The organism is Paraburkholderia sp. SOS3 (assembly GCF_001922345.1).
GTDB lineage: Bacteria > Pseudomonadota > Gammaproteobacteria > Burkholderiales > Burkholderiaceae > Paraburkholderia.
In genome coordinates, this window is the sequence record NZ_CP018811.1 from 981,213 (window position 1) to 1,004,941 (window position 23,729).

Sequence of the window (23,729 nt, forward strand, 5' to 3'; positions counted from 1 at the left end):
GACGAGCCCGGAACCAGGACGTATCTCTGCTCAGGAAACGGTACATCGGTAGATGCAGGATGACCTGCCGGAGCGGTGACGACCTTGACATGCATCAAGTGCGATGCGGGTCAGCGAGCCGCATTGCGAGTCGTCGACCATGCGGGTCGGCCGCCGTCGCGGATCAGAACCCGCCGCTCACCAGCAGGTGGCGCGTATGCAGATAGGTGAGCAGCGCCCAGCGGCAAAGCGCAAGCGCCACGAGACACGAAACGAGCGCGAGCGCTGTTCTTGCGAAACCGGACGGCGCCGGCGCCGGGCCGAACTCGTTCGCCTCGCGCGGGCCGGACAGAAAGCAGAGGATCGGCAGCAAAAACACGCCGACGAGCGGGATCGACAGCGTCTTGACCGACCACGCGGGAAAACTCAGATCTCTGAGGCGGCGCGTGGACGCGCTGTAGAACAGCGCTGCGAGCGCGGCACCAAGCAGCGCCATGACGAGATTCAGGCCGGCAAGACCGATGCGGCCCGTGGCCGCGAACCGAAGGCAAACGAGGACGGTAAGCAGCGACGATGCGATCACGCCAAGCGACATCGCGATCAGGTAGCGGCCCGCGCCCAGACGGCGGTTCGCGATAACCGAGTCAGCATGGAACCTGCGCGCTGCGAGAATCTTCGACATCGCCGTTTTCCCCTGCCCGTATAGGTGAACGCTTCGCGATGATAAGCCGGATGTCGATGTTAACGGCGGGTTCTGCGACAAATTCAGGGATGCGCAGCGCATCGTTGCATCGAGGCGCTCCGCGCGTCCCATGGCGCGACGTCGAGTCGCGCCGCGTCAGCTCGTCCTTTCGAGATCGATCATGCGGCGTTCGATCTCGGCGAGATCCTTGGCCATCGCGACGTATTCTTCGCGGCGTTCCTTGTCGGCCTGTTCGATCCACTCAGTCAGTTTGGTCATAAGGTAGGCAACCATCGCAGTCTCCAACGTGTTGAGTCGGTAATGCAGATCGTACGGCGCAACAATGAGCGCAAAGTTAGGACGCGGAGACAGGCTCGGGCGTGGGCTTGCGCCGTCCCGCGAACACGTCGAAAAGCAGCGCGCCCGCGACAATCAGGGTTCCCGCCAGCGTGACCGGTTGCCACTGATACGCGGGCGACAGCATCGACAGCATGAACGACAGCACCGGCTGTAGCGCCATGCAGATCATCAGCGTCAATCCGTCGGTCTTTCGCACGGCGAACTGCAGCAGCAACAGCGGCAGCATCACGCCGATCGCGGCGACCGCGACGATCGTCAGCATGTCGGTGGGCGCGGGAAACGCAAGGCTGCCGGCACTGCCCGTGCCACCTTCGAACGACAGCCACACCAGCGCCACCGCAATCGTCAGATAGAACCGGTGCGCGAGGATCGATGCGGGCCGCCAGCCGCTCGCGGCGAGCTTGCGGAACGAGCCGATGATCAGCGTCGAAGCGGCGCCCGCAATTGCCGCGGCGACGAGCGCGAACACCGTGTGCCACGATGCGGCCGCGGCGCGCTCGAGTTCGACCGGCACGAGCAGCGCGCATCCGCCGACAATGCCCGCGCACACAACGAGCTTCGTCGCACCGGGCCGCCTGCCCGCTGGCCGCTTGCGCCTCTGCCATGCCGCGGCCGCGACCGCAACCAGCACCGCGATGCCAATCTCGATCGCACCGACCGCCGCCGGCGACAAATGCTTCAATGCATAGAAGAAGCAGATAAACGCAACGGCGGTCCACACATTGACCGACACGATCGCCGCGCGCGAGCCGGGCGGCAGCCGGCCGCGCGCGACCACGAGGAACACGCCCGCGACAACGCAAAAACTGATCAGCAGAAACTGCGCGGGCGCGATCGCCGCGAGAAAGGTGCCGTACATCACCTTGCCCGTCGATTGCAGCAACACGGCAAGGAACGACAGCGCATGGGCGGAGGTCATGGCGCACTATCCGATTCGGTTGCGAGCGCAACTTTCGGCTGCGGCTGGGGTTGCGTCTGCTTTGCGATTCGTTGCGCTGCCGGGTTGGATTCAGATGCGGGCGCGGCTTCGAGCACCGGTTCGGGCACGATCGCATACAGCGCATGAGCGGCTTCCCATGCGCGAAATTGCGCGATGTCCATGCGGATCTGCATCGGGTCGTCGTGGATCAGATAGACGACGCCGCCGCAAAACAACGAATCGGAACTGCGCCAGACACGCGCGCCGGGTTCGAGCGGCCGGTAGTGTGCATGAAACGACGGTAGTTTCGCGAGCCTGTGCAGTCCGTCCGTCGATGCGACATGGCCGCCTTCGCCGAACACGAAGAATACTTTTGCGAAGTGGCGCCGGCGCTCGTAAGTGTCGCGTGCGGCCGGCTCGTTGCGGTACCGCGCGACGAGCTGGTCCGCGAAGCAGCTGGCCTGCGTCGGCAGTTCCGCTACCGCGTACGACGGCGCATCCATCATGCCGCCCATCAGCCGCGCGCCCGTTTCGATCAGCGCAGGTCCTGCTTCGGTAAGGCGCAGTTCGCTGTGCGCGGGGCCGTTCTCGATGCCGAGCGCCGTGATCGCGCGCTTCGTATAGTCGAATAGCGCTGCGATTTTCGGCGCCCTGGGGTCGAGCAGCGTCATCGAGCACATCGCGTTCGACGCGCCGCGCACGTTGCGATAGTCGACGTGCCATGCATCGGTCACGCGATGCATGCCGTTTTCGCTGACCGTATTGACGATGTATTGCGGCCCTTCGAGATACGACTGGATCACGAGGCTATCGTTGAATCCGCCAAGCAGGTTGTCGCGGTACAGCGCCGCGTGCACCGCGCGGTCGATGTCCATATGGTCGTAGCAGATCACGACGCCGTCCGAGCCCGCGCTCAGCAGAGGCTTCACGACCACGGGCCACTTGCCGTGCTTTCTTGCCCATTCGTGCGCCTCGTGCGCCGACGTGATGCGCGCCTGCTGCGCGGCGTGCAGTCGATGCGCGCGCAACCGGTCGATCATGTCGAACTTGTTGCGCCGCGCGCTCAACGTGTCGGCGCGATTGGTCGGCAAGCCGAGCGCGAGTGCGAGCGATTCGGCGTACGTCACGCCCCATTCGGAGCCCGCGACGATCGCATCGAAGCGCACCGACGGCAGCCGCGCGAGCGCTTCGCGTACCGTGCCGAGATAGCCGAGATTGGCCGCATACGGCGTCGCATCGAAACATGGCGCCGCCAGCTTCGGGATTTGCTGCGTCGAGCGCAGATGAACGCAGATTGCGCCGCGCTGGTTCAGTTCGCGCACGAGTTCGCGCCCGGTCGAGTAACCGTCGACAATCAGGATCAGTTTGCCGCTTACGCTTGCCATGATGACGTCTCCTTGACGTTTCCTGCATGAGAACCGCGATAGGCGCGGTCATGGAGATAAGGTCGGTTCGCTCGCATCGCATTGAAGCGCTTGCCTGACTTCGGCGGGCCGGATGCGAGAGACGAAAGCCTGTGTCAACAATGTAAGAGGTGAAGCACTGGTTCGAATATTCGAAAAAACATGGCGAAGCGAAGAAAAAACGGGCGGGCGCGGCATGGGTAATCTTCCGCGGAAAGAGGCTGTAAGCGGCGTCGAACGCGCGCTCGCGATGCTCATTCGCAACTCATTCTTCGCCGATACGATGCGCAGCATCTACGCATCGGACCAAGGTCGGGTGGATCGTATGAACTACAAGCATCTTTATTACCTGTGGATGGCCGCGAAGCACGGAGGCATTGCGGGCGCTTCCGCGCGACTGCATCTGACGCCGCAGACCGTGAGCAGCCAGATCAAGCTGCTCGAAGATCGCGTCGGCTGCGCGCTGCTGCGGCGGCGCGGGCGGCTCGTCGAGCTGACCGATGCGGGGCGCGTCGCCGCCGGCTACGCGGCGAAGATCTTCGCGCTTGGCGCCGAGCTCGAACGCGAGTTGCGCACGCCCCGCCATGGCGCCGATGTGCTGCGCGTCGGTATCGCCGATTCGATTCACAAGACGATTGCATGCCGGCTGCTCGAGCCGGCCGTGTCGTCGCACGAGGGATTGCGCGTGGTGTGCCGCGAGGGTAACCAGACGGCGCTCGTCGGTGCGCTCGCCGAAGATCGGCTCGACGTCGTGCTCTGCGATGCGCCGTTGCATGACGAAGGGCCGTTGCGCGCGCGCAGCGACAGGCTCGGTTCGACCGGCATGTCGGTCTTCGCGACGTCTGCACTGGCGCAACCCCATCGTGAGTCCGCGTTTCCTGCATGCCTCGCGCATATGCCGATGCTGTTGCCCGGTGCGGACAGCGTGCTGAAGGCGCGGTTCGATGCGTGGCTCGATTCGAACGGGCTCGCGCCGCCGATCGTCGGCGAATTCGACGATGGCGCATTGATGGTGGCGTTTGCGGCAGAGGGCAAGGGTGCGATCGTTGCGCCGACGATGCTCGAAGCGTCGTTGCGCGCGCAATATTCGCTGCTGCCAGTCGGGCGCATCGATGATGTGCGCCACGATTTCTATGCGATTTCGCTGGACGGACGTGGCAAACATCCGGCTGTCGGCGAGATTACGCGTGCGGGACGGCCATTCGAGTTTTGAACCCGCACGCGTCTGCATGGATAATCGAAGGCCTCCCCTATGACGGAGCCTCAACGATGCAGGTTTACGGAAGACGCAGTTCGATCAACGTGCAGAAAGTGGTCTGGTGCCTTGCGGAACTGGGCCTTGTCGAAGGACGCGACTATCAGCGCATCGATGCAGGGCTCGAGTTCGGCGTCAACGACACGCCCGGCTATCTCGCGATGAACCCGACCGGCCTCGTGCCGACGCTCGTCGATGGCGAACGCGTGGTGTGGGAGTCCAATACGATCCTGCGCTATATCGCCGCGACGCGCGCGGGCGGCCATGCGTTGTATCCGGCCGATGCGGGCGAACGATCGGAGGTGGAGCGCTGGATGGACTGGCAACTCGGCACGTTGTGGGCGACGCTGCGTGTCGCGTTCCTCGGGCTCACGCGCACGCCCGAGCCGCAGCGCAACTATGACGCGATTCGCGGCGCGTTCGGGGACGCGGCGCGATTGCTGCGCGTGCTCGATGGTCACCTGGCGCAACGCGCGTTTATCGCGCTCGAGCGGTTCACGCTCGCGGATATCGGCGTCGCGCTGGCGGCGCATCGCTGGACGATGCTATCCGAGCGCTTCGCTGATGTGCTGGGTGCGCAGCCGGCGATGCCGTCGGTCATGCGTTGGCTCACGCAGGCAAAAGGCCGCGAAGGCTTTTCGATCGCCGTCCCCGCGTAACGACGCAGACGGCGAACGCCGGTCAAAGCGAATCGGCTGCCAGCACGATAATCGCGATCAGCGAAACGATGAGAATCGTCGCGCCGACCGTGCGCTTGCGATTCAACTCGGTCCACAGAATCACACCGGTCAGCGAAAGCAGGATCAAACTGCCCGCGATCGAATCGGCAAGCAGAATCCAGCCGACGTTCGCGCCCTGCGAGCGATGCATCGCTTCGAGCACGCCCACGAGACCCTGCTCGCGCCGTTCGACATGCACGAACGTGCCGCCTTTCCAGTAGTCGGCGTCGACCAGATAGCGCGGCGCGATGAAGCGCACGGTCCAGTGCTCGGGCTGCATGACCGACTGGTCGCCCCACGTAACGGGCTTCGCCGGTTCGCGCTGAACGCGCAACGCGGGCCGGTCGACCTTCAGCGCGTCGTGCGCCCACTTCGCAAAGTCGTGCGGCGAATGAAATGCATCGGCTGCGACCGGCAACTCGACAGACGATACCTCCGGTCCGCCGGCCTTGATCTTCATCACGGCGCGGTGATTTTGCAGAAAACCGGTGACGCCGAACAGCAGGCCGAGCGCCGCGCCCCACAGCCCGACCCATCCGTGGATCTTGCGCAGCCATTTCAGGAACTGGCTGCGTCGCGAGCGCGTCGAGTTGCCGGCACCGCGCGCAGCGTTGCGTTCGGAGTCCGTGACGACACGGGTGGTGGGCGTATTCATTGACGTTTCCATAGATTTAGAACTCGATCGTCGACTCCAGTTCGAGCGTGCGACCGAGGCCGACTCCGAGCTGGTTCGATCCCGCCGCGCTCCAGTAACGCCGGTTCGCTGCGTTTTCCAGATTCGCCTGGAACGACACGCGCTTGCCGTACACGCGGGTCGCGTAGCGCAGTCCCGCGGTGAGCAGCGTGTAGCCGCCGATGCTCGCCTGATCGGCGCTGTTCACGGGTCGCGGCCCGACGTAGTAAATGCCGCCGTTGACGGAGAACCCCGCGATCACCGGCACGCGATACTCGGCGAACAGGCTCGCCGTGACATGTGGCGTGTTTTCAGGCGTCTTGCCGATCAGCGTCGGATCGGACGAATCGATCTGCTTCGCGTCGAGATAGACGGCCGACGCGGTCAGCGATACGTCTCTCGTCACGTCGCCTTGCACCGAAAATTCGATGCCGCGATAACGTGCATTGCCGTCGAGCGCGAAGATGTTGTCCGCGTTGGTTTCGGCGGCGGGCTGGCGCAAGTTGAACAGCGCGAGCGAGACGAGCGTGCGATCGGCAAGCCGCGTGCGAATGCCGACTTCTTCCTGATGGCTGACGGCGGCCGGCAGGATCTGGTTCGCATTGGCCGCGGTGGCCGGCGCGCTGCCCGCCGATTCGAGCGCCTCGACGTAGCTCGCATAGACGCTCGTGTCGGGCAGGATCCGATAGCTGATGCTGCCCGACGGCGAGGTGCGGCTGATGTCCTGATTGGGCGTGCCCGCTTGCGACGAGATGTACTCCGAACGACGTACGCCCGCGACGATCTGCAGTCGCGAGGTCAGATCGATCTGATCGAACGCATACGCGCCGCCGTTGCGAACGTGCTGCGCGAAGAACTGTTTGGGCGTTCCGCCCGGCGTTAGCGTGGTCACCGGAACGGGGTTGTAGAGGTTCTGCGGCGCGGTGAAGAAGAACGTCGTGAAGTCGGGCTGGAACAGCCAGTTCTGCGTGAGGCCGACCGTCAGCGTATGGCCGATCGGGCCGGTATGAAACGCGCCGACTACTTCGAGCCGGACGTTCTTGTTCTCGTACATCTGGCCGTTCTGCTCGCTCGCCTGCACACTGCCGGCGCCCGTCACGACGTTGTATTTCTGGAATACCCATGCCCAGCGGTCGCGCCGCGTGATCGACTGACCGAGCGTGAAATTCGCGCTCCAGTTGTTCGAGATCGCATAGTCGGCGCGCACGAGCTGCGACGTGGCCGTTGCGTTGGTCGGATGGGCGTTGCTGACGAGCAGCTTCGACGGGTCGGGCAGGGCGGGCAGCGCAATGACGCCGTTTTTCCCCGCCGCGAGCGGTGCGATACCGGCCTGCTCGACGACGCGCGTTTCGATGTGCTCGAGGTCGTACTGCAGCTTGAGCTGCTTCGTGACCTGCCAGTCGAGCGCGGCACTGATGAACTTGCGATAGCCGCGGTCGCCGTCGATCGGCGTCTCGACGTGTTCGTCCATTGCGTTCACACGAATGCCGAACTGGTTGTCCGGTCCGAAGCGCCGCGCAATATCGACGGCCGCGCCGATCGAGCCGTTCGAATCGCCGAGCGCGGTGATGCTCGTCACGGGCTCGCTGCCCGCGCGTTTCATCACCATGTTGACGATGCCGGCCGGCACCGTGAAGCCGTAGTAAAGCGCGGATGCGCCTTTCAGCACTTCGACGCGCTCCTTGTCTTCCGTCGGCATCCAGATGTTGTTGTCGATCGGCAGCACGCCGTCGATCAGAAAGCTCGAGCGGTTGTCGAGCGCGATGCCGCGCACGGACAGGTTGTCGTACGCGAGGCCGTTCAATTGCTGGCGCACGACGCCGGGCACATTGCGCAACGCGTCGTAAAGGCCGGTGTCGCCTTGCGCGTCCAGCACGCCGCGCGTGACGACGTTGATGTTGGCCGGCACGTCGAGCGCATCCATGCCCTTATACGGTCCGGTTTCAACCGACGCGGGCGCGAAGCCGTTCGTCTTTTCGCCGACTACCTTGACGGGCGCGAGCTGTTTCGTGTCCTCCATGTCCTGCTTGCGGGTATCAGCCTCCGGTGCGGAAACTTCCGCGCCCTGCGCGATAGTGCCGATGAGGCTCGTCGCCAATACGACGCTCAACCATCGCGCTTTCGTCCGAGCCGGCATGCGCCCGCTCAGTCCGTATTCAATCATCCCTTTTCCCCGTGTTCTTCTCGTCACGCTCGCGGTGCGGCCGCGTGAGGCAACGAATGCCAACAGAAACCTTACGTTCTTATGGTCATGCAAGAGGCGTTATGGTAATGCGAATCGTTATTATTCGCATAGAAAATGGCACGGGGATGACATCGGCGGTCCGATCATGCAGTGCGAAACGTGGTCGGAGATGACGGCTCGCACCGTGTCGCGAAGGCTCGCGATCGGCAAGAACTTCACGAGCGCGCGTCAGCGCGGCTCGATTGCAACGCGAGCGCGGCGTCGCGATGCCGCCGCCCGCTCGCGTCACCGTTGCTGTTACTTCTTCTCGCTGCCTTCGAGCGCCCATTCGCCGTCGCGCAAGCGGCAAATCGCGCCTTGCTGACTCAGCGTATCGAGTTCGAGCGCGATTTCACGACCATCCGTGCTGCCGAGCGCCGTCATCAGTTCCATAAAGAACATCGGCCGCGACGCGAGCGCCTCGCGAACGCTGCCGAATGGCTTCGCCGATGCCGATGCGCCGGCAAAGCGCGGCGCGAATGCACGCCGCGTCTCGACTGTTTCGGGCTGGCCATACGGCGCGGTCAGATCGAAGCCGACCTTCGCGATGCTGCCGTGGTCGCCCGTCGTCGGGTCCATGTAGAACGGCGCGAAGCCTTCCAGCACGACGATGTCGCGATCGCTGCGAAAGCGTGTCGACATCGCCCATTCGACTTCTTCGTTCGAGAATACGTCGACGTCGTCATCGACGATATAGATGTACTTGAGCCGCGGAATCGACGCGAGCGCGGAGATCGCGAGCCGCGCCTGGCCCGGCGTGCCGCGCCTGAGCGCCACGCGCGCGCTTTGCCGCCCATTGGTGCCCGGCACCGCACACACCGCGGCGGGTTCGATGTTCGCGGCGCGCAGCAAGCGCCACATCTGCAGTTCGGAATTGAGGCCGCCGAGATTCGCCGATTCGGTCCAGCTCAGATAACGGCCGCTATGCCGCACGGTTTGATGCAGCATGTCCTTGCGCATCGTGATTGCGGTGACATGAAACACGGGGTCCATATGCACGGGGCCGTAGTAGCCGTAGAACTCGCCGTACGGGCCTTCCTTCTCGCGATAGCCGAGTTCGTCGAAGTAGCCTTCGACGATCATCTCGGCGTCGGCCGGAGCGAGCACGCCATTGGTCAAGCCGCGCACCATCGGCACCGGCTCGCCGCGCAACGTGCCGACAAGGCCGAATTCGTCGACTGGAATGCGCAACCCCGCTGCCAGATAGTCGAGCGGATGCGAGCCGATCGCGAAGCTCGCCGGCAGCTTTTCGCCGCGCTCGACGCAGGCGAGGTACACGCGCTTCAGGTCGGACGGCTGCGACAGGTTCGCGCGCATCGTGTTGCGGCTGCGAAACATCAGGCGGCGGCAGCCGACGTTGGTGCGGCCCGTCGCGGGGTCGACGCTATAGTCGATGCCCGACGAGATATAGGGCGCGCCGTCGTATTCGTGCTGCAGGTGGAACGGCAGCTTCATCAGGTCGATCTCGTCGCCGGTGATCACCACTTCGTGCACGGGCGCGCTTGCCGACGCCACTTCGACCACCTTCTGCGGATTGGCCATGCGGCGCGTGTATTCGTCGATCACCTTGCTTTCGTCGACGCCGAACGCCATCGCAAGCCGTTTGCGGCTTCCCGATACGGCGGCGATCATCTCGAACTGCTCGTCGCCGACCTGTTTGAAGAGCGACGCCTTCGGCGTTTCGTCGACGCGCGCGCTCAGGTCCGCGAGCGAAACGGGTTCTTCGTGAATCGCGACTTCGCCGGCCTCGATCAGCTTCTCGACGAAACGTCGCAGGCGGAATTTATCGAAGTCGAAGGGAGTATCGTGGTTGCTCATCGTTGGTCCTTGTTGGCTTGATCTTTCTGCTTGAGCATTTCGTTCGACGAATTGATCGTCGCGTGCAGGTTCTGCGCGTAATCCACCGCGCCGCGAATCGGCATGTCGGGCGCCGAACGCAGATATTCCTTCGTGCCGACGAGCGCGGCACGCGGCATGTTCAGCATCGATGCCGCGAGCGCGTCGCATGCCGCGTCGAGGCCCGCGTCGGGCACGACCTCGCTGACGAGGCCATACGCATGCGCGGCCGCCGCAGCGATCTCGCGCGTCGAATAGACGAGATAGGCGAGTTCCTTGGCCGGCACGCGGTCGATCAATGCCGACATCACCATGGTCGGCAAGATGTTGTGCGCCATTTCGGGAATCTGGAACGTCGCGCTGCTGGCCGCGAGCGTGATGTCGCAAAGGCCTGCGATCGCGCAGCCGAAGCCGTGTGCGCGGCCGCGAACGACGCCGATCACCGGCACGGGGGTTGCACGGAATGCGTCGTAGCAGCGGAAGATCACTTCGGTCTTGCGCCGCCGGTCGAGCGCCTGCGGCTGGACGCCGCTGCGCTTGCCCATCGACATCCGGCCGCTGCAGAAGTCCGCGCCGGCGCCGCGCAGCACGACGAGGTCCGCGTCGTGCGCCGCCGTGTCGAGCATATCGGCCAGCTCGCACGCCATGTCGTCGGACATCGCGTTGCCGTGCTGTTCGTTGTCGATCGTCAGTTCGAGGCAGCGTCCGCTAAGCTGCCGAATGATGTTGCCGCTCATTGATAGGCTCCCGCTAAGCCAGGGTCTTGCCGCTTGCGCGTGCATCCTGGATGGCCTGCCACACGCGTTCTGGTGTGGCAGGCATGTCGATATGGGTGACGCCGAATTCCGCGAGCGCATCGACGATCGCGTTGATCACGCAGCCGAGCGCCGGCGTCGTGCCGCCTTCGCCGCCCGCGCGCACGCCGAGCGGATTGGTCGGCGACGGCGTTTCGCTGATCTCGGTGATGAAGTCGGGCAGGTCGGACGCGCGCGGAATTGCATAGTCCATAAACGAGCCCGATAGCAGCTGGCCGCTGCCGTCTTCGTAATAGCAGCGCTCGTGCAGCGCCTGGCCGACGCCTTGCGCGATGCCGCCATGCGCCTGGCCGTGCAGAATCAGCGGATTGATCGCTTGCCCGACGTCGTCGACGGCGACGTAGTCGACGAGTTCGACCGTGCCCGTTTCGGCGTCGACCTCGACCTCGCAGACGTGGCTGCCGAACGGGTAGCCCGCGACCTGCACGGTTTCGTCCGAGACGGCGGCGAGCGGGCCGCGCAGATCGTCGGGCAGGGCGCTGTCAGGGTTCGCTGCCGCAGCGGCAATGTCGAAGATGTCGAAAGATTTCGATGTGCCGTCGCGGGTCGCCGCCGTGAAGCGGCCGTTTTCGAAGCGCACGGCTTCTTCTTCTTCGTGATCGCCGGGCTTCAGCAGATGCGCGGCGATCCGCTTCGACCTCGTGAGCAGCGCCTCGCTCGCCTTGCCGATCACGATGCCTGCAAGGCGCATCGAGCGTCCCGACTGCGAGCCGCCGCCGGCCGGCACGATATCCGTATCGCCAGTGATGATGCGCACCTGTTCGATCGGCACGTGGAACCATTCGGTGATCAGCTGCGCGAAGCTCGTTTCGTGTCCCTGGCCGCTCGACAGCGTGCCGATCACCACGTCGACCGTTCCGCCTGGCTGAATCGTCACCTCGGCGCGTTCGCGCGGCATGCCCGACGTGATTTCGACATAGTTGGCGACAGCGATGCCGCGGTGCTTGCCGCGCTGGCGCGCCGCGGCGCGGCGCTGCGCGAACGTCTGCCATTTGCCGAGCTCGAGCGCGCGCTCCATCGTTTTCGGATAAGCGCCACTGTCGTACGTGAGGCCGAGCGGATTCGCGTACGGGAAACGATCGGGCTGAATCAGATTGCGACGCCGCAATTCGACGCGATCGAAGCCATGCTCGCGCGCGGCCATGTCGATAAGCCGCTCCATGACGAACATCGCCTCGGGCCGGCCCGCACTGCGATATGAATTCGTCGACGGCGTGTTGCTGTTGACCGCGCGCCCGCGAAAGCTCGCGCTCGGGATGTCGTAGACGCTGCTCATGAGGCCGATGCCCTTCGTCAGCGGAACGAACGAAACCGTATGCGCGCCGACGTTGCTGAGGTTCGAGCCGCGCAACGCGAGAAACCGGCCGTCCTTGTCGAGCGCGATTTCCGCTTCGACGTAGAGGTCGCGCCCCTGGTAGTCGCTCAGAAACGCCTCCTGGCGCTCGCAATTCCAGTGCACCGGACGTCCGACGCGTCGCGACGCCCATGCGATAACGGCGAATTCGGGGTAGAACGCATTGCGCGTGCCGAAATTGCCGCCTACGTCGCGCGCGACCACGCGCACCATCGGTTCGTCGATGCCGAGGATATGCGCGAGTTCGCGTTTCTGCCGCACCACGTTGCCGCTGCCCGCGAACAGCGTATAGCGCTGCGTTTGCGCGTCATAGCTGGCGGCTGCGGCGCGTGGTTCCATCGGCACGCCGGTTAGCCGCTGAATCCAGGTTTTGATCGACGTGACATGCGCGGCGTGCGCGAAGGCTGCGCTCGTCGCTTCGGCATCGCCGAGTTGCGCATCGAGCGCAACATTCGCGTGTTCGTTCCATACGCGGGGCGCATCGGGCGCGGCGGCCGCGAGGGTGCCGGTAACGGACGGCAGCGCTTCGTATTCGACGTTGACAAGCTCGGCCGCATCTTTCGCGATCGCCACCGTCTCGGCGACGACGACGGCCACGGCCTCGCCGACAAAGCGCGCGCGATCGGGCGGCAGCGGCAGATGCGGCGAAATGAACTTCTCCGACCCGTCGGTGTTGGTGAGCTTGACGTCGGCGTGATGCCCGAGCACGGGACGGTGCGGCAGCGACTTGAGCCCATCGGCCTCGACATCTTTGCCCGTCAGCACCGCGATCACGCCTTCCAGCGCGAGCGCCGCCGACGCATCGATCGAGACGATCGTCGCATGCGCATGCGGCGATCGAATGAAATAGGCATGTGCCTCGCCGGACAGATGGAAGTCGTTGCTGAAGCAACCTTGACCCTGGATCAGACGCAGGTCTTCGCGGCGCGGCACCGGTTGTCCGATGCCGTTATGAACGGATGGCGACTTGCTCAAGACACACTCCGGCTGGTCTGGACATGCGCGTCCTGGCGCGTGCTCGGCGGTTGCCGGCTACGCATCATCAGCAGCACCGCGACCATCGCGAACAGCATCGGCGCGGCGGCGCAGTAGAAGATCGTTGCGAGCGGCCAGTGCCGGGCGATCATCAGGCCGCCGGCGAACGGGCCAACCACCGACAGCAGCCGCGCCACACCGAATGCCCAGCTCGAGCCGGTTGCACGGATACGCGTCGGATAAAGCGTGGCGGACAGTGCGCCGAGCGTCATCTGCGAGCCGATCACGGCGAAGCCGCCCATAAAAATCGTGACCATCAGGCCTGCTTGCGAGGTGCCCGCCTGGCTGATCGCCGCTATCCCGACGCAGCCCAACGCGAAGACGGCGGCAAGCACCTTGTAGTAGCCGAACCGGTCGGCGAACAGACCCATCAGCGCAATGCCGATAAAGCCGCCGAATTGCAGCATCGTGGCCGTGCGCAGCGCTTGCGGAACCGGCAAGCCGGTTTGTATGACGAGCGTGGGCAGCCAGTTGTTCATGAAGTTCAGCACGACGAGATTCATGAACAGACACGTCCACAGCAACAGCGTGATACGCGTGCGGTTCTCGGTGAAGAGTTCGCGCACATGCGAGAACGTGCCGTGCTTGCCGGTGTCGCGGCCCGTGGTCAGCATCATGAAACGAGCGTCGGCGGGGAAGCTCAGCGACGGTGCGATCTTGCGCAGGACTGCCGCGATACGCACGTTGTCGTGCCGCAAGGTGAGGAAGCGGATCGATTCGGGCATCCACAGCATCAGCGCCACGCCGAGCAGCAGCGGCAGCACGGCGCCGACGTAGAACACCGAGGTCCAGCCGTAGCGCGGCACGATATGAACGGACAGGAAGCCACCCGATGCCGCGCCGACGGCGTAGCCGCAGGTCATCATCGTGACCATCTTCGCGCGGTGCCTGAGCGGCGCGTATTCGTTGCACAGCACGACGACGAGCGGAATCACGGCGCCGAGCACGAGACCGATGAAAAAGCGCAATACGGTGAGCTCGGTGATCGACGTAGCCTGCGCGAGCAGCAGGGAAATCAGGGCGAAACACAGCACTGTGAAGAGCAAGGTTTTCACGCGGCCGAAGCGATCGCCGAACGGGCCGATCAGAATGCTGCCGAGGCCAACGCCGAATACGCCGGCGCTGAACACCGGGCCTAGCGCGCCGGCGCTCAAATGCCATGCCGATTTCAGCGCGGGCGCTACATAGCCAATCATCTGGTTGTCGAAGCCGTCGAGCATCAGCGTGATCGCGCCCAGTATCGCAACGCGTATTTGCAGCCAGCTGATTTTGTGACTATCGATTATTTCGACGACGTTGATCGGTTCAGCCATGCCGTGTCTCCTTGCGCTGCATCGTTGCATGCGCTTTTATCGGCTTGTTTTCCTATGCTGCGGATATCGGACGGCGAGCAAACTCGCCGTCGCGCTGCCGCGTCACCCATCGCGCTGCCGCGTCAGCACCGCAGTCTACCTTGCATCTGCAATTCGCTAAGCGAAATATGATGCGCATTGCGAATTTTAAGTTCGACGCGATGGAACTGTCAATGTGAAAAGCCCCTTGCGCAAGGGCAGACTGCGGTTCGCAGGCTGTTCTGGATGCGTTTTACAGGCCTTTTCAGCGCACGGACGGCATTCCGTTGACAGTACAACGGGCTGCGCCGTACTATTTGCTATGCGTTTTAGTATTTGCTGTGCAAATTACAAGTGGCGCTTTGCGAATTATTGGAGACGATCGATGAATGTGCTGGACGCGGCGATACAGGACCTGGTGATGGCGAATCACATCCTCGCCAATGAAAACATCGTGGATGCTTACGGTCATGTCAGTGTCCGTCATCCGGAGAACCCGCAGCGCTTCCTGCTGTCCTGTTCGCGCAGTCCGGAATTCGTCGCGGCCGACGACATTCTCGAATTCGGCTTCGACGGCGAACCGGTCGTACCCGGCGGAAAGAAGCCGTATCTCGAGCGCTTCATTCACGCGGGCGTCTATGCGGCGCGGCCCGATGTGAATGCGGTCATCCATAGCCATGCGGCGGACGTCCTGCCTTTCACGATCAGCACACGGCCGCTGCAGGCGGTGCTCAACACGGCGTCGGGCATCGGCGAGCACGTGCCGGTGTGGGATATTCGCGATCATTTCGGCGATACGAATATTCTCGTGGAGAGCATCGCGCAAGCGGACGACCTCGCACGCACACTGGCCGGCAACAGCGTCACGCTGATGCGCGGGCACGGCTTCACGGCTGTCGGGCGCACCTTGATCGAAGCGGTGAAGTCGGCAATCTATCTTCCGCTCAATGCGCGCGTGATGATGGCGGCGCTGAGCCTCGGCGGCGATATCAAACCGCTGTCGCCGGGCGAGATCGCGATTCGCCATAAGACGCCAATCGATTCGCCGGCCTATACGCGAGCGTGGGAATACTGGACCAATCGCGTCAAGCTGTCCCGCGTGGGCAACTGCAGTTGCTGCGGGGGCGAACAGGCGCAGCACGATGCGGACAACGCGCGAGGTAAATAAGCGATGCAGACGGAATGGATTGATCTGCCTGATGCCGATCATTTCGGCGCAGACAGCTTCGGCATGCAGGCGTACCGCATCGCTCCCGCGGGCGCTACCACCGCGCCGACGGTCATCGTGCTGCATGAAATTTTCGGCGTGAACGCTGCGATGCGCGACGTCGCCGGCATGCTCGCGCGCGAAGGCTTCGAGGTTCTGATGCCGGACCTGTTCTGGCGCGTCGAGCCGCGCATTTCGCTCGGCTATGCCGAGCCGGACCGCACGCGGGCGGGTGAACTCATGCGCGGCTACGACACCGATCTCGGACTTGCCGATATCGGCCGGCTTGTCGCGTGGGTCAAACAGCGTTCCGGCGAGCAGCATCGGATCGCGGCAATCGGGTTTTGCATCGGCGGCAAACTTGCGACGCTGCTTGGCGCAAGAGGCGAGATCGACGGCGGCGTGTCGTTTTACGGCGTGCAGTTGAGCGATTACGTCGATGAGATCGCGAAGGCGCAATCGCGTCTGCTGCTGCATTTCGGCGGGCAGGATGCGCAGATACCGGTAACGCTCGTCGAGCGGATCGAAGCGGCGTCGCGGCCGAATCCGCGCGTCGATGTTCGCCTTTATCCGGAGGCGAAACATGGTTTCTTCAATCCGTCGCGCACCGATAGACATCATGCGGATGCCGCCTCAGAAGCCGGCGCGCGCACTTTGGCGATGTTGCACGAAGTGCTGGGTTCGTCGGCAGCAAGCTGACTACCGGTTACGCGGCGCGGCATTGCACGGCGCCGCGCCGCGATGAAATTACCTCAGGCGTTGGCGATATCGACGGCACGCCGTGCGATCACGCCAACGAGATGCGCACGATACGCGGCACCGGCGTGAATGTCGCTGTTCATCAAGTCGACCGGCGTTTCGATGCCATCGAGTGCGGACGAGTTGAACGACCGCTCGAGCGCTTCCTCGAACGCCCGGTGGCGAAACACCCCATCCTGCGCGGCGCCGGTCACCGCCAGACGCACGCGCCCGGCCGTCTTTGCGACGAACACGCCGACCATCGCATAGCGTGACGCCGGGTTCGGAAATTTCACATACGCGGCGCGCTCGGCAACCGGCACCCTTACTTCCGTGATCAGTTCGCCCGGCTCGAGCGCCGTCGCGAACATCCCCTGAAAATAGTCGTCGGCGGCGATATCGCGCCGATCGGTTCTGAGCGTCGCGCCGAGCGCGAGCGCGGCCGACGGATAGCATGCGGACGGATCGTTATTGGCCAGCGATCCGCCGATCGTGCCGCGATACCGGACCTGACGGTCGCCGATATGGCCTGCGAGCCATGCAAGTGCCGGAATCGCCTCCCGCACGACTGGAGACGCCGCCACCGCACCATGCGGCGTCATGGCGCCGATCGCGAGCGTGTCGTCTTCACGGCGGATCGAGGCGAGACCCAAACCGCTCAGATCGACCACGACCGACGGCTGCCCGAAACGCTGCTTCAACACGGGGATATAGGTCATGCCGCCTGCGAGCGCTTTCGCGGCATCGTCGTTCGCCAGCGTGTTGACCGCATCTTCAATCGCGGTGGGCTTTACATATTCGAAGTCGTACATCCGGGCCTCCGGCTATTGCGCTGCAGGCGCGGTATCGGCCTGCATCAGCGGCCACGCCGCTTCGATCGCACGCACGATGTTGTGATAGCCGGTACAGCGGCACAGATTGCCCTCCATCGCATGGCGGATCTGCTCCGACGTGAGTCCTTCCGGGTGCGTTTCGACGAGGTTGATCGCGCTCATCATCATGCCCGGCGTGCAATAGCCGCACTGCAGCGCGTGATGCCGGCGAAACATGTCCTGCATCGGATGCAACGTGCCGTCGGGCGCGGTGAGCCCTTCGATGGTTCTGACTGTGGCGCCGTCGGCCTGAATGGCGAGGAACGTGCACGACTTGACCGATTGGCCGTCGACTTCCACGACGCAGCAGCCGCACTGGCTCGTATCGCATCCGACATGCGTGCCGGTCAGCCCCAGCTTGTCGCGCAGCAACTCGACCAGCAGAGTTCTGCCTTCTACCTCAGCCGACGATGGCTGCCCGTTCACCGTTAGCGTAATTCGACGCATGTGTGTGCTCCTCCAGAGTGCGACGCGATGTAGGCGAACCGCGGAACCGAGCCGCGCAGCGGAACTGCGGAGCCGGACTGCGGGGGCATGGCCCGCGATAGCCCCTCGCATCGCTTTAATTTGCAAAGCGGATAACAAAACGCATAGCAAATAGTAGTGGCTCGCGGACGCGACTGTCAATCGATACGCAGCAGCGAGCCCGCGCCTCGCCGGCGCCGCCTGCAACAAGTTGACAACGCAATGACTCGACCATAAACTGTCTGCGAATCGATATTCGCATTGCGAATAATCTCAGGGATGGACGGAGGCAGAGCGAGCGATCGGCGGTGCTCTCACCATGTTTTCATTTAGTAAGGATCGCCAGGTGCACGGGGCGTTTGCCTCTCGCGCAGGACGCGAAGCCGATGCATTGAGAAAATCAAATTCATATGACAGCCAAACCAGACTTGTTGGAATGCGAAATCCTCGTCGTCGGCGCCGGACCCGTCGGGTTGGCGCTGGCGGGAGACCTCGGCTGGCGGGGACGCCGATGTATCGTCGTCGATCGCGGCGACGGCTCGGTGTTCCAGCCGAAGATGGACCTCGTCGGCATCCGCACGATGGAGTTTTGCCGCCGCTGGGGCATTGTCGGCGACGTGGAGGCGAGTCCCTACGATCGCGACTATCCGCAGGACAACGTCTATCTGACGGCGTTGAACGGTTACGAACTGGGCCGCCAGGCAATGCCGTCGATGCGCGCCGAGCTGCCGCCGGCGGAGAGCCCGCAAAAGCGCGAGCGCTGCCCGCAAAACATGTTCGATCCGATTCTGCGTAAGTTCGCCGAATCGCAAGCGGGCGTACAGATGCTCTACGAGCACGAATACGTGTCGTTCGAAGAAGACGTGGACGGCGTGACCGCGAACGTCGTACGGGCTTCGGACAAACATGCGTTCAAGATCCGCGCGAAATACCTGGTCGGCTGCGACGGCGGACGCAGCCTCGTACGCGAGCAGCTCGGCATCGGCATGCAGGGCAAAGGCGTGCTGACGTACACGACCAACGTGATCTTCCGTTGCGCCGACTTCAACAGCCTGCACGACAAGGCGCCCGGTTACCGCTATATGTTCGTCGATCACACGGGCGTGTGGGCCACGATCGTTGCCATCAATGGCAAGGATTGCTGGCGCATGTCGATTGTCGGCAACGCTGACGAGCGCAAGCGCTATACGAATGACGAACTGAAGGCGTTCGCGTGCCGCGCGCTCGGCCGTCCGTTCGAGCCCGAGATTCTGAGCGTGCTGAACTGGACGCGCGAGGAACTCGTCGCCGATCAATACGGCCGCGGCCGCGTGTTTATCTGCGGCGACGCGTGCCATCTGACATCGCCGACCGGCGGCCTCGGCATGAACACCGGCATCGGCGATGCGGTCGACCTTTCATGGAAGCTCGATGCCGCGTTGCAGGGCTGGGGCGGCCCGGCGCTTTTCGATGCATACGAAATCGAGCGCAGGCCGATCGCCGAACGCATCACGCGCTTTTCGACCGGCAACCTCGAAACGATGAAGCAGGCGAGCAACAGCCACCGTCTCGACGAAGACAGCGAGGTCGGGGCGGCGGAACGTATCAAGGTCGGTCAAGCGCTCGGCGAAGGTTTGAAGCGCGAGTGGTTCTCGCTGAACATGCACCTCGGCAATCGCTACGTCGACTCGCCGGTCTGCGTCTATTCCGGGAATGAGGATCGCGAGCAGATCGTCGCCGAATACAACGACGGCGTGAACTACCGGCCCACCACGCGCACAGGCTGCCGCGCACCGCATGCGTGGCTTGCGGACGGCCGCTCGACGCTCGACCTGTTCGGACGCGGCTACGTGCTGCTGAGCTTCACGAAAGACGACAGCGCTCAGCGCCTTGCAGACGCCGCGCACGATGCGCGCGTGCCGCTGACGCTGCACGCGATCGATGAACCGGCCGTGGCCGCGCTCTACGAGAAGCGCCACGTGCTCGTGCGTCCCGACGGCCACGTCGCCTGGCGCGGCGACGCGCTGCCCGCCGATCCGATGGCGCTTTTCGCAACGATTTCTGGAAAGAAGGAACAACAATGAAACTGTTTCGCTTCGACGACGGCCGGATCGGCGTTCAATCCGGCAACGAGAGCTACGACATTACCGACGCGCTCGGCATCGACACGCAGATGTGGCCCCCCGTGCAGATGGTGCAGGTGATCCGCCGGTTGTGCGAATCGGCCCCGGCCATGCTCGATCATCCGAAGACGCGTCGCATCGATCTCGCATCCGTGCGTCTGCTGGTGCCGATCGAGTGGCCGAACAAGCTGCTCGCGTTGCCCGTCAACTATGTGGCGCACGGCGCCGAAATGAACTCGGCCAATCGCGCGGATCTGAACGGCTTCTTCCTGAAAGCGAACTCGTCGCTGTCGGGTCCGAACGATGCGGTCGTGTTGCCCGATCTGCCGGGCCGCGAGATTCACCACGAGTGCGAACTCGGCATCGTGATCGGCAAGGGCGGGCGCAACATCAGCCGCGCCGATGCGTACGAGCACATCTTCGGCTATGCCTGTCTGATTGACATGGTCGTGCGCGGCAAGGAAGAGCGCGTGATGCGCAAGTCGTACGACACGTTCTGCCCGTTTGGACCGTGGATCGTGACCGCCGACGAGGTGCCGGACCCGGCCAACCTGCAAACGCGTCTGTGGGTCAACGACGAGCTGCGGCAGGACTCGAACACGAAGGACCTGATTGTCGACATCCCCGGCATGATCGAGCTGATCTCGCGCGTGGCGACGCTGTATCCGGGCGACATCATCGCAGCGGGCACGCCGGCAGGCGTCGGACCGGTCCAGCGCGGCGATCGCATGCGCATTGCGATCGACCACGTCGGCGAAATGACGCTCGACGTCCGCTAGGAGACCGACATGGATTTCAAGGGATCGGAAACGATCAGGGCGCCGCGCAGCCTCGTGTGGAAATGCCTGAACGATCCGGAGGTTTTGAAGCACTGCGTGCCCGGATGTCAGTCTTTTACGGCGGCCGGCGAGGACGAGTTTCTCGCGACGGTGACAGTCGCGGTCGGTCCGGTCAAGGCTAGCTTCAAAGGCAATCTGAAGCTGTCCGATCGTGTCGAGCCGCAAGGCTATCGCATTGTCGGCCAGGGTGAAGGCGGTATCGCCGGATTCGGCAAGATGAACGCCGAAGTGGCGCTAAGCGACGACGGCGACGATACCGTGCTGTCGTATGCCGCGTATGCGGAAGTCGGCGGCAAGCTCGCGCAGATCGGCACGCGGCTGGTGTCGTCGGTGGCGAACAAGCTCGCGGCGACGTTCTTTCAGCGCTTCAACGAGAACGTGAGCGCGCTCGCCGCGCAGCAATGAAGCGATGCGGAAGCGGCGCGGCGGGCGGCAGGTCCCGCTAGTGCGGAACCTGCCGCCGCAATACGGCAGCGCCGCCTATCTCATCGTATCGAGCGCGGACGCAAATCGCGCGGCAAGCCGCTTCAGCTCGTTGCCGACCTTGACGAGCGTTTCGTCGTCGAACACGAGGCTGATGCCACCCGCGCTCAGCGACAACAGCGCCTTGCCGTCCGACGACATGACCGGCACCGCGACGGCATTGATCTGCGCATGCAGCGAGCCCTTGTTGATGATGAATCCCGTGCGCTTGTACTGCGCGATCGATTGCTTGATCTTCGGCAGCAGCGTGCTCCAGCGCTTTTTCTCGATCTCCTGCAGTTCCTTGAAGACCTGCTCGCGCTCGTCGTCGGGCAGTCCGGCGAGGTACGCCCAGCCGGTGGCCGACGACGACAGCGGCACGCGCGAGCCGACTTCGAGATCGCGCAGGATGATCTGCGAGCCCTGCATGCGCTGCATATAGACCATGTAGTGCCCGTCGCGCATGCCAAGCGAAACGGCGCATTGGTAGCGGCTCGCGAGCGCCTGCATGTCGTCGCGCGCGAGTTCGGCGATCGGCATGCTGGCGATCGCCGCCTGCCCGAGGCCGAGTACGGAAATACCGGGACGCAGCCGGCCGCCGCGGTCCGTCTGCACGAGATAGCCCTCCTGGATCAGCGTGTAGCAAAGCCGCCAGACGGTTGGCTGCGCGAGGCCGGTCATACGCGCGATGTCGGCCGTGCCGAGCGCCGGGGTCGCGCGCGTGAAGCAGCGCAATACGTCGAGTCCTCGGGCCAGCGCGGTCACGAACTGGCGGTCTTTCTCGGGAGCGATGTCGTCGTCGCTGCTGGCAGCTTTGGCAGTGGTTGTTTTTTTAGCTGGTTTTCGTTCTGTCAATTTGGCAATCCTGTTGTGCGCGAACTGGATGGAGCGCAGCGCGCTCATGGCAAATGCGGAATGCGGCGCGCAGGCCGCCCTCGGTGGCATCTCCCCGGCGCTTGTCGTGCCCGGGTGTTGCCTCTTTAACGTGCCGAATTATAAGCAGCGCGTGCATCGACGTCGCGCAGCGTCGATGAAGCGCGCCGCCGCCGTAATCCGTTGCCGCGAAAGCGGCGATGCGGATATTCACACAGAGGATAGCTTACTCGCAAGGTGAATTGGAGCTTCGCGGGCATTTCTCGTGTCGTTTCAGCGCAAAGACACGGCTGCATGCGCATACCGGGGCGATGCCCACTTTGTGCAATATGCGTAGCGAATTTGCCTAAACGAATTGACAGATCAACTGAACCCGATATAATTTGCTACACAGATTGAAATTCGCATTGCGAATAGAACGAAGCGAAGCAAAACAAAGCGAAACAGCAGTGTCAGGAGACCAGGGCGAAACAAGGGCGAAACGGTGCCGACAGGAAAATCCTGCGGCCGGAAAGCGTTGTGCCGCATCCGTTCTCCGCTTCCAACCCAGAGGATGATTCCGATGTCGCAAGCCGAGCATGCCGAAGTCGATTTCGATTCAGCGCAAGATCTGCCTGCATTGCACGCGTTGCTCGAGCACGTGCAGATGAAGAACGGCTGGGCCAAGCCCACGCCTTCGTTGTATCCGCAACCGAAGCAGACGTTCGTGCCCGCGCATTGGCGCTATCGCGATGCTCGCGCGGCGCTGCATGCGGCGGGACGTCTCGTCGGCACCGAATGGGCCGAGCGGCGCAACCTGATCATGGCCAACCCGATTCCGGGCAACGACTACGCCACGGTGCGCACGCTGGTCGGCGCGTATCAGATGATCAAGGGGCACGAATCGGCGCGCAGCCACCGGCACACGCCGAACGCCATGCGCGTCGTGCTCGAAGGCGCGCCGAACATGTACACGATCGTCGACGGCATGAAGATTCCAATGCTGGCCGGCGACATCCTGCTGACGCCGAACGGCTGTTACCACGGACACCTGAGCGAATCGGACCGGGAAGGCTACTGGATCGACTTCCTCGATGCGCCGCTCGTCCAGCATCTGAATCCGATGTTTTTCGAAGTTCATCCCGATGAGCTGGAAAAGAGTCATCGCGTCGACGCGCATTCGCCGATGCGGTTCGCCTATGCGGATTACCGTCCGCGGCTTCTCGACTCCGCCGAGATTGCGGCAGGCGTGCGCAGCCTCGAACTCGGGCCGCCGACGCTCGTCACGTTCGACCGTGTGGTGCTTCATCTCGCCGCCGGTACGCAATGGCCATGCGGGCGCACCACGGCAAATCGCATTTTCACGGTGGTCGAAGGCGAGGGCGTGACGCGGGTGGCCGGCCGCGAGTTTCGCTGGCAGGCAGGCGATATGTTCGCGATGCCGGGATGGAACGAATACAGCATCGAGGCTAGCAGCGACGCGTTGCTGTTGCGCGTGTCCGATGAACCGCTGCTGCGCATGCTCGACTGGTATCGCGTGGACGGGACTGCCTGGTAGGAAGCGAATAAATTCTGCGGATTCTGTATACCTATTAATTGGCATTGCA

At 63.6% G+C, this 23,729-nt stretch carries 22 protein-coding genes; 9 read left to right on the top strand and 13 right to left on the bottom strand.

Features of this window, described 5'->3' with window-relative positions; translation table 11 throughout:
• Nucleotides 1-163: 163 nt before the first annotated feature.
• The 4 genes from BTO02_RS04455 to BTO02_RS04465 form a co-directional block, all read right to left on the bottom strand.
• Nucleotides 164-661, bottom strand: a complete 498-nt coding sequence (locus BTO02_RS04455; RefSeq protein ID WP_075156011.1) for a DUF805 domain-containing protein — start codon at nucleotides 659-661, stop codon at nucleotides 164-166.
• 156 nt (nucleotides 662-817) lie between these two features.
• Nucleotides 818-940, bottom strand: a complete 123-nt coding sequence (locus BTO02_RS34105; protein ID WP_156883743.1) for a DUF3563 family protein — start codon at nucleotides 938-940, stop codon at nucleotides 818-820.
• A gap of 76 nt (nucleotides 941-1,016) precedes the next feature.
• On the bottom strand, nucleotides 1,017-1,940 hold the full coding sequence (locus BTO02_RS04460) for a hypothetical protein (protein ID WP_075156012.1): 924 nt from the start codon (nucleotides 1,938-1,940) through the stop codon (nucleotides 1,017-1,019).
• Nucleotides 1,937-3,325 carry an ATP-grasp domain-containing protein gene (locus tag BTO02_RS04465; protein ID WP_075156013.1) on the bottom strand — a complete coding sequence of 463 codons (1,389 nt, stop codon included), beginning with the start codon at nucleotides 3,323-3,325 and terminating at the stop codon, nucleotides 1,937-1,939. Before BTO02_RS04465 ends, BTO02_RS04460 begins: the two co-directional genes overlap by 4 nt.
• A 214-nt stretch (nucleotides 3,326-3,539) precedes the next feature.
• Here BTO02_RS04465 and nhaR point away from each other — a divergent pair, with 214 nt between their 5' ends.
• Together nhaR and BTO02_RS04475 are read left to right on the top strand one after the other, a co-directional pair.
• Nucleotides 3,540-4,556: a transcriptional activator NhaR gene (nhaR, locus tag BTO02_RS04470; protein WP_232243439.1), complete on the top strand. Its 1,017-nt coding sequence runs from the start codon at nucleotides 3,540-3,542 to the stop codon at nucleotides 4,554-4,556.
• 56 nt (nucleotides 4,557-4,612) lie between these two features.
• Nucleotides 4,613-5,257: a glutathione S-transferase family protein gene (locus BTO02_RS04475; RefSeq protein WP_075156014.1), complete on the top strand. Its 645-nt coding sequence runs from the start codon at nucleotides 4,613-4,615 to the stop codon at nucleotides 5,255-5,257.
• A 22-nt stretch (nucleotides 5,258-5,279) separates the two neighbouring features.
• Here BTO02_RS04475 and BTO02_RS04480 read toward each other — a convergent pair whose 3' ends face one another.
• The 6 genes from BTO02_RS04480 to BTO02_RS04505 all read right to left on the bottom strand — a co-directional run bounded on the left by BTO02_RS04480 (nucleotide 5,280) and on the right by BTO02_RS04505 (nucleotide 14,567).
• The gene (locus BTO02_RS04480) at nucleotides 5,280-5,972 is read right to left on the bottom strand and encodes a PepSY-associated TM helix domain-containing protein (protein WP_156883744.1); all 693 of its coding nucleotides are present in this window, start codon (nucleotides 5,970-5,972) and stop codon (nucleotides 5,280-5,282) included.
• A gap of 16 nt (nucleotides 5,973-5,988) precedes the next feature.
• Entirely contained in the window at nucleotides 5,989-8,100 is a 2,112-nt protein-coding gene (locus tag BTO02_RS04485; RefSeq protein WP_232243440.1) for a TonB-dependent siderophore receptor, read from the bottom strand.
• Between the two features lie 372 nt (nucleotides 8,101-8,472).
• Nucleotides 8,473-10,032 (bottom strand): UbiD family decarboxylase, encoded by a 1,560-nt coding sequence (locus BTO02_RS04490; RefSeq protein WP_075156017.1) that lies wholly within the window; start codon nucleotides 10,030-10,032, stop codon nucleotides 8,473-8,475.
• Nucleotides 10,029-10,787 (bottom strand): enoyl-CoA hydratase/isomerase family protein, encoded by a 759-nt coding sequence (locus BTO02_RS04495; RefSeq protein ID WP_075156018.1) that lies wholly within the window; start codon nucleotides 10,785-10,787, stop codon nucleotides 10,029-10,031. The genes BTO02_RS04490 and BTO02_RS04495 overlap by 4 nt, the downstream gene beginning before the upstream one ends.
• Nucleotides 10,788-10,800: 13 nt before the next feature.
• A complete protein-coding gene (locus BTO02_RS04500) occupies nucleotides 10,801-13,194 on the bottom strand; it encodes a xanthine dehydrogenase family protein molybdopterin-binding subunit (protein WP_083614976.1) in 2,394 nt (797 codons plus the stop codon).
• Nucleotides 13,191-14,567 carry an MFS transporter gene (locus BTO02_RS04505; RefSeq protein ID WP_075156019.1) on the bottom strand — a complete coding sequence of 459 codons (1,377 nt, stop codon included), beginning with the start codon at nucleotides 14,565-14,567 and terminating at the stop codon, nucleotides 13,191-13,193. Before BTO02_RS04505 ends, BTO02_RS04500 begins: the two co-directional genes overlap by 4 nt.
• 403 nt (nucleotides 14,568-14,970) lie before the next feature.
• Between BTO02_RS04505 and BTO02_RS04515 the strand changes: the two genes are divergently transcribed.
• Nucleotides 14,971-15,753 (top strand): class II aldolase/adducin family protein, encoded by a 783-nt coding sequence (locus tag BTO02_RS04515; protein WP_075156021.1) that lies wholly within the window; start codon nucleotides 14,971-14,973, stop codon nucleotides 15,751-15,753.
• A 3-nt stretch (nucleotides 15,754-15,756) separates the two neighbouring features.
• Nucleotides 15,757-16,491, top strand: coding sequence for a dienelactone hydrolase family protein (locus BTO02_RS04520; RefSeq protein WP_075156022.1), 735 nt, complete (start codon nucleotides 15,757-15,759; stop codon nucleotides 16,489-16,491).
• A gap of 53 nt (nucleotides 16,492-16,544) precedes the next feature.
• Here BTO02_RS04520 and BTO02_RS04525 read toward each other — a convergent pair whose 3' ends face one another.
• The gene (locus BTO02_RS04525) at nucleotides 16,545-17,342 is read right to left on the bottom strand and encodes an FAD binding domain-containing protein (RefSeq protein WP_075156023.1); all 798 of its coding nucleotides are present in this window, start codon (nucleotides 17,340-17,342) and stop codon (nucleotides 16,545-16,547) included.
• A gap of 12 nt (nucleotides 17,343-17,354) precedes the next feature.
• On the bottom strand, nucleotides 17,355-17,849 hold the full coding sequence (locus tag BTO02_RS04530; RefSeq protein ID WP_075156024.1) for a (2Fe-2S)-binding protein: 495 nt from the start codon (nucleotides 17,847-17,849) through the stop codon (nucleotides 17,355-17,357).
• Between the two features lie 449 nt (nucleotides 17,850-18,298).
• Between BTO02_RS04530 and BTO02_RS04535 the strand changes: the two genes are divergently transcribed.
• From BTO02_RS04535 to BTO02_RS04545, 3 genes are read left to right on the top strand one after another with little or no spacing between them, the layout of a single operon-like run.
• On the top strand, nucleotides 18,299-19,930 hold the full coding sequence (locus BTO02_RS04535) for an FAD-dependent oxidoreductase (protein WP_198039186.1): 1,632 nt from the start codon (nucleotides 18,299-18,301) through the stop codon (nucleotides 19,928-19,930).
• On the top strand, nucleotides 19,927-20,748 hold the full coding sequence (locus tag BTO02_RS04540) for a fumarylacetoacetate hydrolase family protein (protein WP_075156026.1): 822 nt from the start codon (nucleotides 19,927-19,929) through the stop codon (nucleotides 20,746-20,748). Before BTO02_RS04535 ends, BTO02_RS04540 begins: the two co-directional genes overlap by 4 nt.
• Nucleotides 20,749-20,757: 9 nt before the next feature.
• On the top strand, nucleotides 20,758-21,213 hold the full coding sequence (locus BTO02_RS04545) for a CoxG family protein (protein ID WP_075156027.1): 456 nt from the start codon (nucleotides 20,758-20,760) through the stop codon (nucleotides 21,211-21,213).
• Nucleotides 21,214-21,288: 75 nt separating this feature from the next.
• Here the strand turns inward: BTO02_RS04545 and BTO02_RS04550 are convergent, their stop codons facing one another.
• Entirely contained in the window at nucleotides 21,289-22,035 is a 747-nt protein-coding gene (locus BTO02_RS04550) for an IclR family transcriptional regulator (RefSeq protein ID WP_198039187.1), read from the bottom strand.
• 25 nt (nucleotides 22,036-22,060) lie between these two features.
• On the opposite strand from BTO02_RS04550, the gene BTO02_RS34705 reads away from it, so the two are divergent.
• Entirely contained in the window at nucleotides 22,061-22,384 is a 324-nt protein-coding gene (locus BTO02_RS34705; protein ID WP_198039188.1) for a hypothetical protein, read from the top strand.
• A gap of 321 nt (nucleotides 22,385-22,705) precedes the next feature.
• Entirely contained in the window at nucleotides 22,706-23,680 is a 975-nt protein-coding gene (locus tag BTO02_RS04555) for a cupin domain-containing protein (RefSeq protein ID WP_075158590.1), read from the top strand.
• Nucleotides 23,681-23,729: the final 49 nt, after the last annotated feature.

What these genes read in the sequence shown, in the direction of transcription:
- BTO02_RS04455 (WP_075156011.1), bottom strand. Translation starts at nt 661, where the DNA reads ATGTCGAAGATTCTCGCAGCGCGCAGGTTCCATGCTGACTCGGTTATC.
- BTO02_RS34105 (WP_156883743.1), bottom strand. Translation starts at nt 940, where the DNA reads ATGACCAAACTGACTGAGTGGATCGAACAGGCCGACAAGGAACGCCGC.
- BTO02_RS04460 (WP_075156012.1), bottom strand. Translation starts at nt 1,940, where the DNA reads ATGACCTCCGCCCATGCGCTGTCGTTCCTTGCCGTGTTGCTGCAATCG.
- BTO02_RS04465 (WP_075156013.1), bottom strand. Translation starts at nt 3,325, where the DNA reads ATGGCAAGCGTAAGCGGCAAACTGATCCTGATTGTCGACGGTTACTCG.
- nhaR (WP_232243439.1), top strand. Translation starts at nt 3,540, where the DNA reads ATGGGTAATCTTCCGCGGAAAGAGGCTGTAAGCGGCGTCGAACGCGCG.
- BTO02_RS04475 (WP_075156014.1), top strand. Translation starts at nt 4,613, where the DNA reads ATGCAGGTTTACGGAAGACGCAGTTCGATCAACGTGCAGAAAGTGGTC.
- BTO02_RS04480 (WP_156883744.1), bottom strand. Translation starts at nt 5,972, where the DNA reads ATGAATACGCCCACCACCCGTGTCGTCACGGACTCCGAACGCAACGCT.
- BTO02_RS04490 (WP_075156017.1), bottom strand. Translation starts at nt 10,032, where the DNA reads ATGAGCAACCACGATACTCCCTTCGACTTCGATAAATTCCGCCTGCGA.
- BTO02_RS04495 (WP_075156018.1), bottom strand. Translation starts at nt 10,787, where the DNA reads ATGAGCGGCAACATCATTCGGCAGCTTAGCGGACGCTGCCTCGAACTG.
- BTO02_RS04505 (WP_075156019.1), bottom strand. Translation starts at nt 14,567, where the DNA reads ATGGCTGAACCGATCAACGTCGTCGAAATAATCGATAGTCACAAAATC.
- BTO02_RS04515 (WP_075156021.1), top strand. Translation starts at nt 14,971, where the DNA reads ATGAATGTGCTGGACGCGGCGATACAGGACCTGGTGATGGCGAATCAC.
- BTO02_RS04520 (WP_075156022.1), top strand. Translation starts at nt 15,757, where the DNA reads ATGCAGACGGAATGGATTGATCTGCCTGATGCCGATCATTTCGGCGCA.
- BTO02_RS04525 (WP_075156023.1), bottom strand. Translation starts at nt 17,342, where the DNA reads ATGTACGACTTCGAATATGTAAAGCCCACCGCGATTGAAGATGCGGTC.
- BTO02_RS04530 (WP_075156024.1), bottom strand. Translation starts at nt 17,849, where the DNA reads ATGCGTCGAATTACGCTAACGGTGAACGGGCAGCCATCGTCGGCTGAG.
- BTO02_RS04540 (WP_075156026.1), top strand. Translation starts at nt 19,927, where the DNA reads ATGAAACTGTTTCGCTTCGACGACGGCCGGATCGGCGTTCAATCCGGC.
- BTO02_RS04545 (WP_075156027.1), top strand. Translation starts at nt 20,758, where the DNA reads ATGGATTTCAAGGGATCGGAAACGATCAGGGCGCCGCGCAGCCTCGTG.
- BTO02_RS34705 (WP_198039188.1), top strand. Translation starts at nt 22,061, where the DNA reads ATGTCGTCGTCGCTGCTGGCAGCTTTGGCAGTGGTTGTTTTTTTAGCT.
- BTO02_RS04555 (WP_075158590.1), top strand. Translation starts at nt 22,706, where the DNA reads ATGTCGCAAGCCGAGCATGCCGAAGTCGATTTCGATTCAGCGCAAGAT.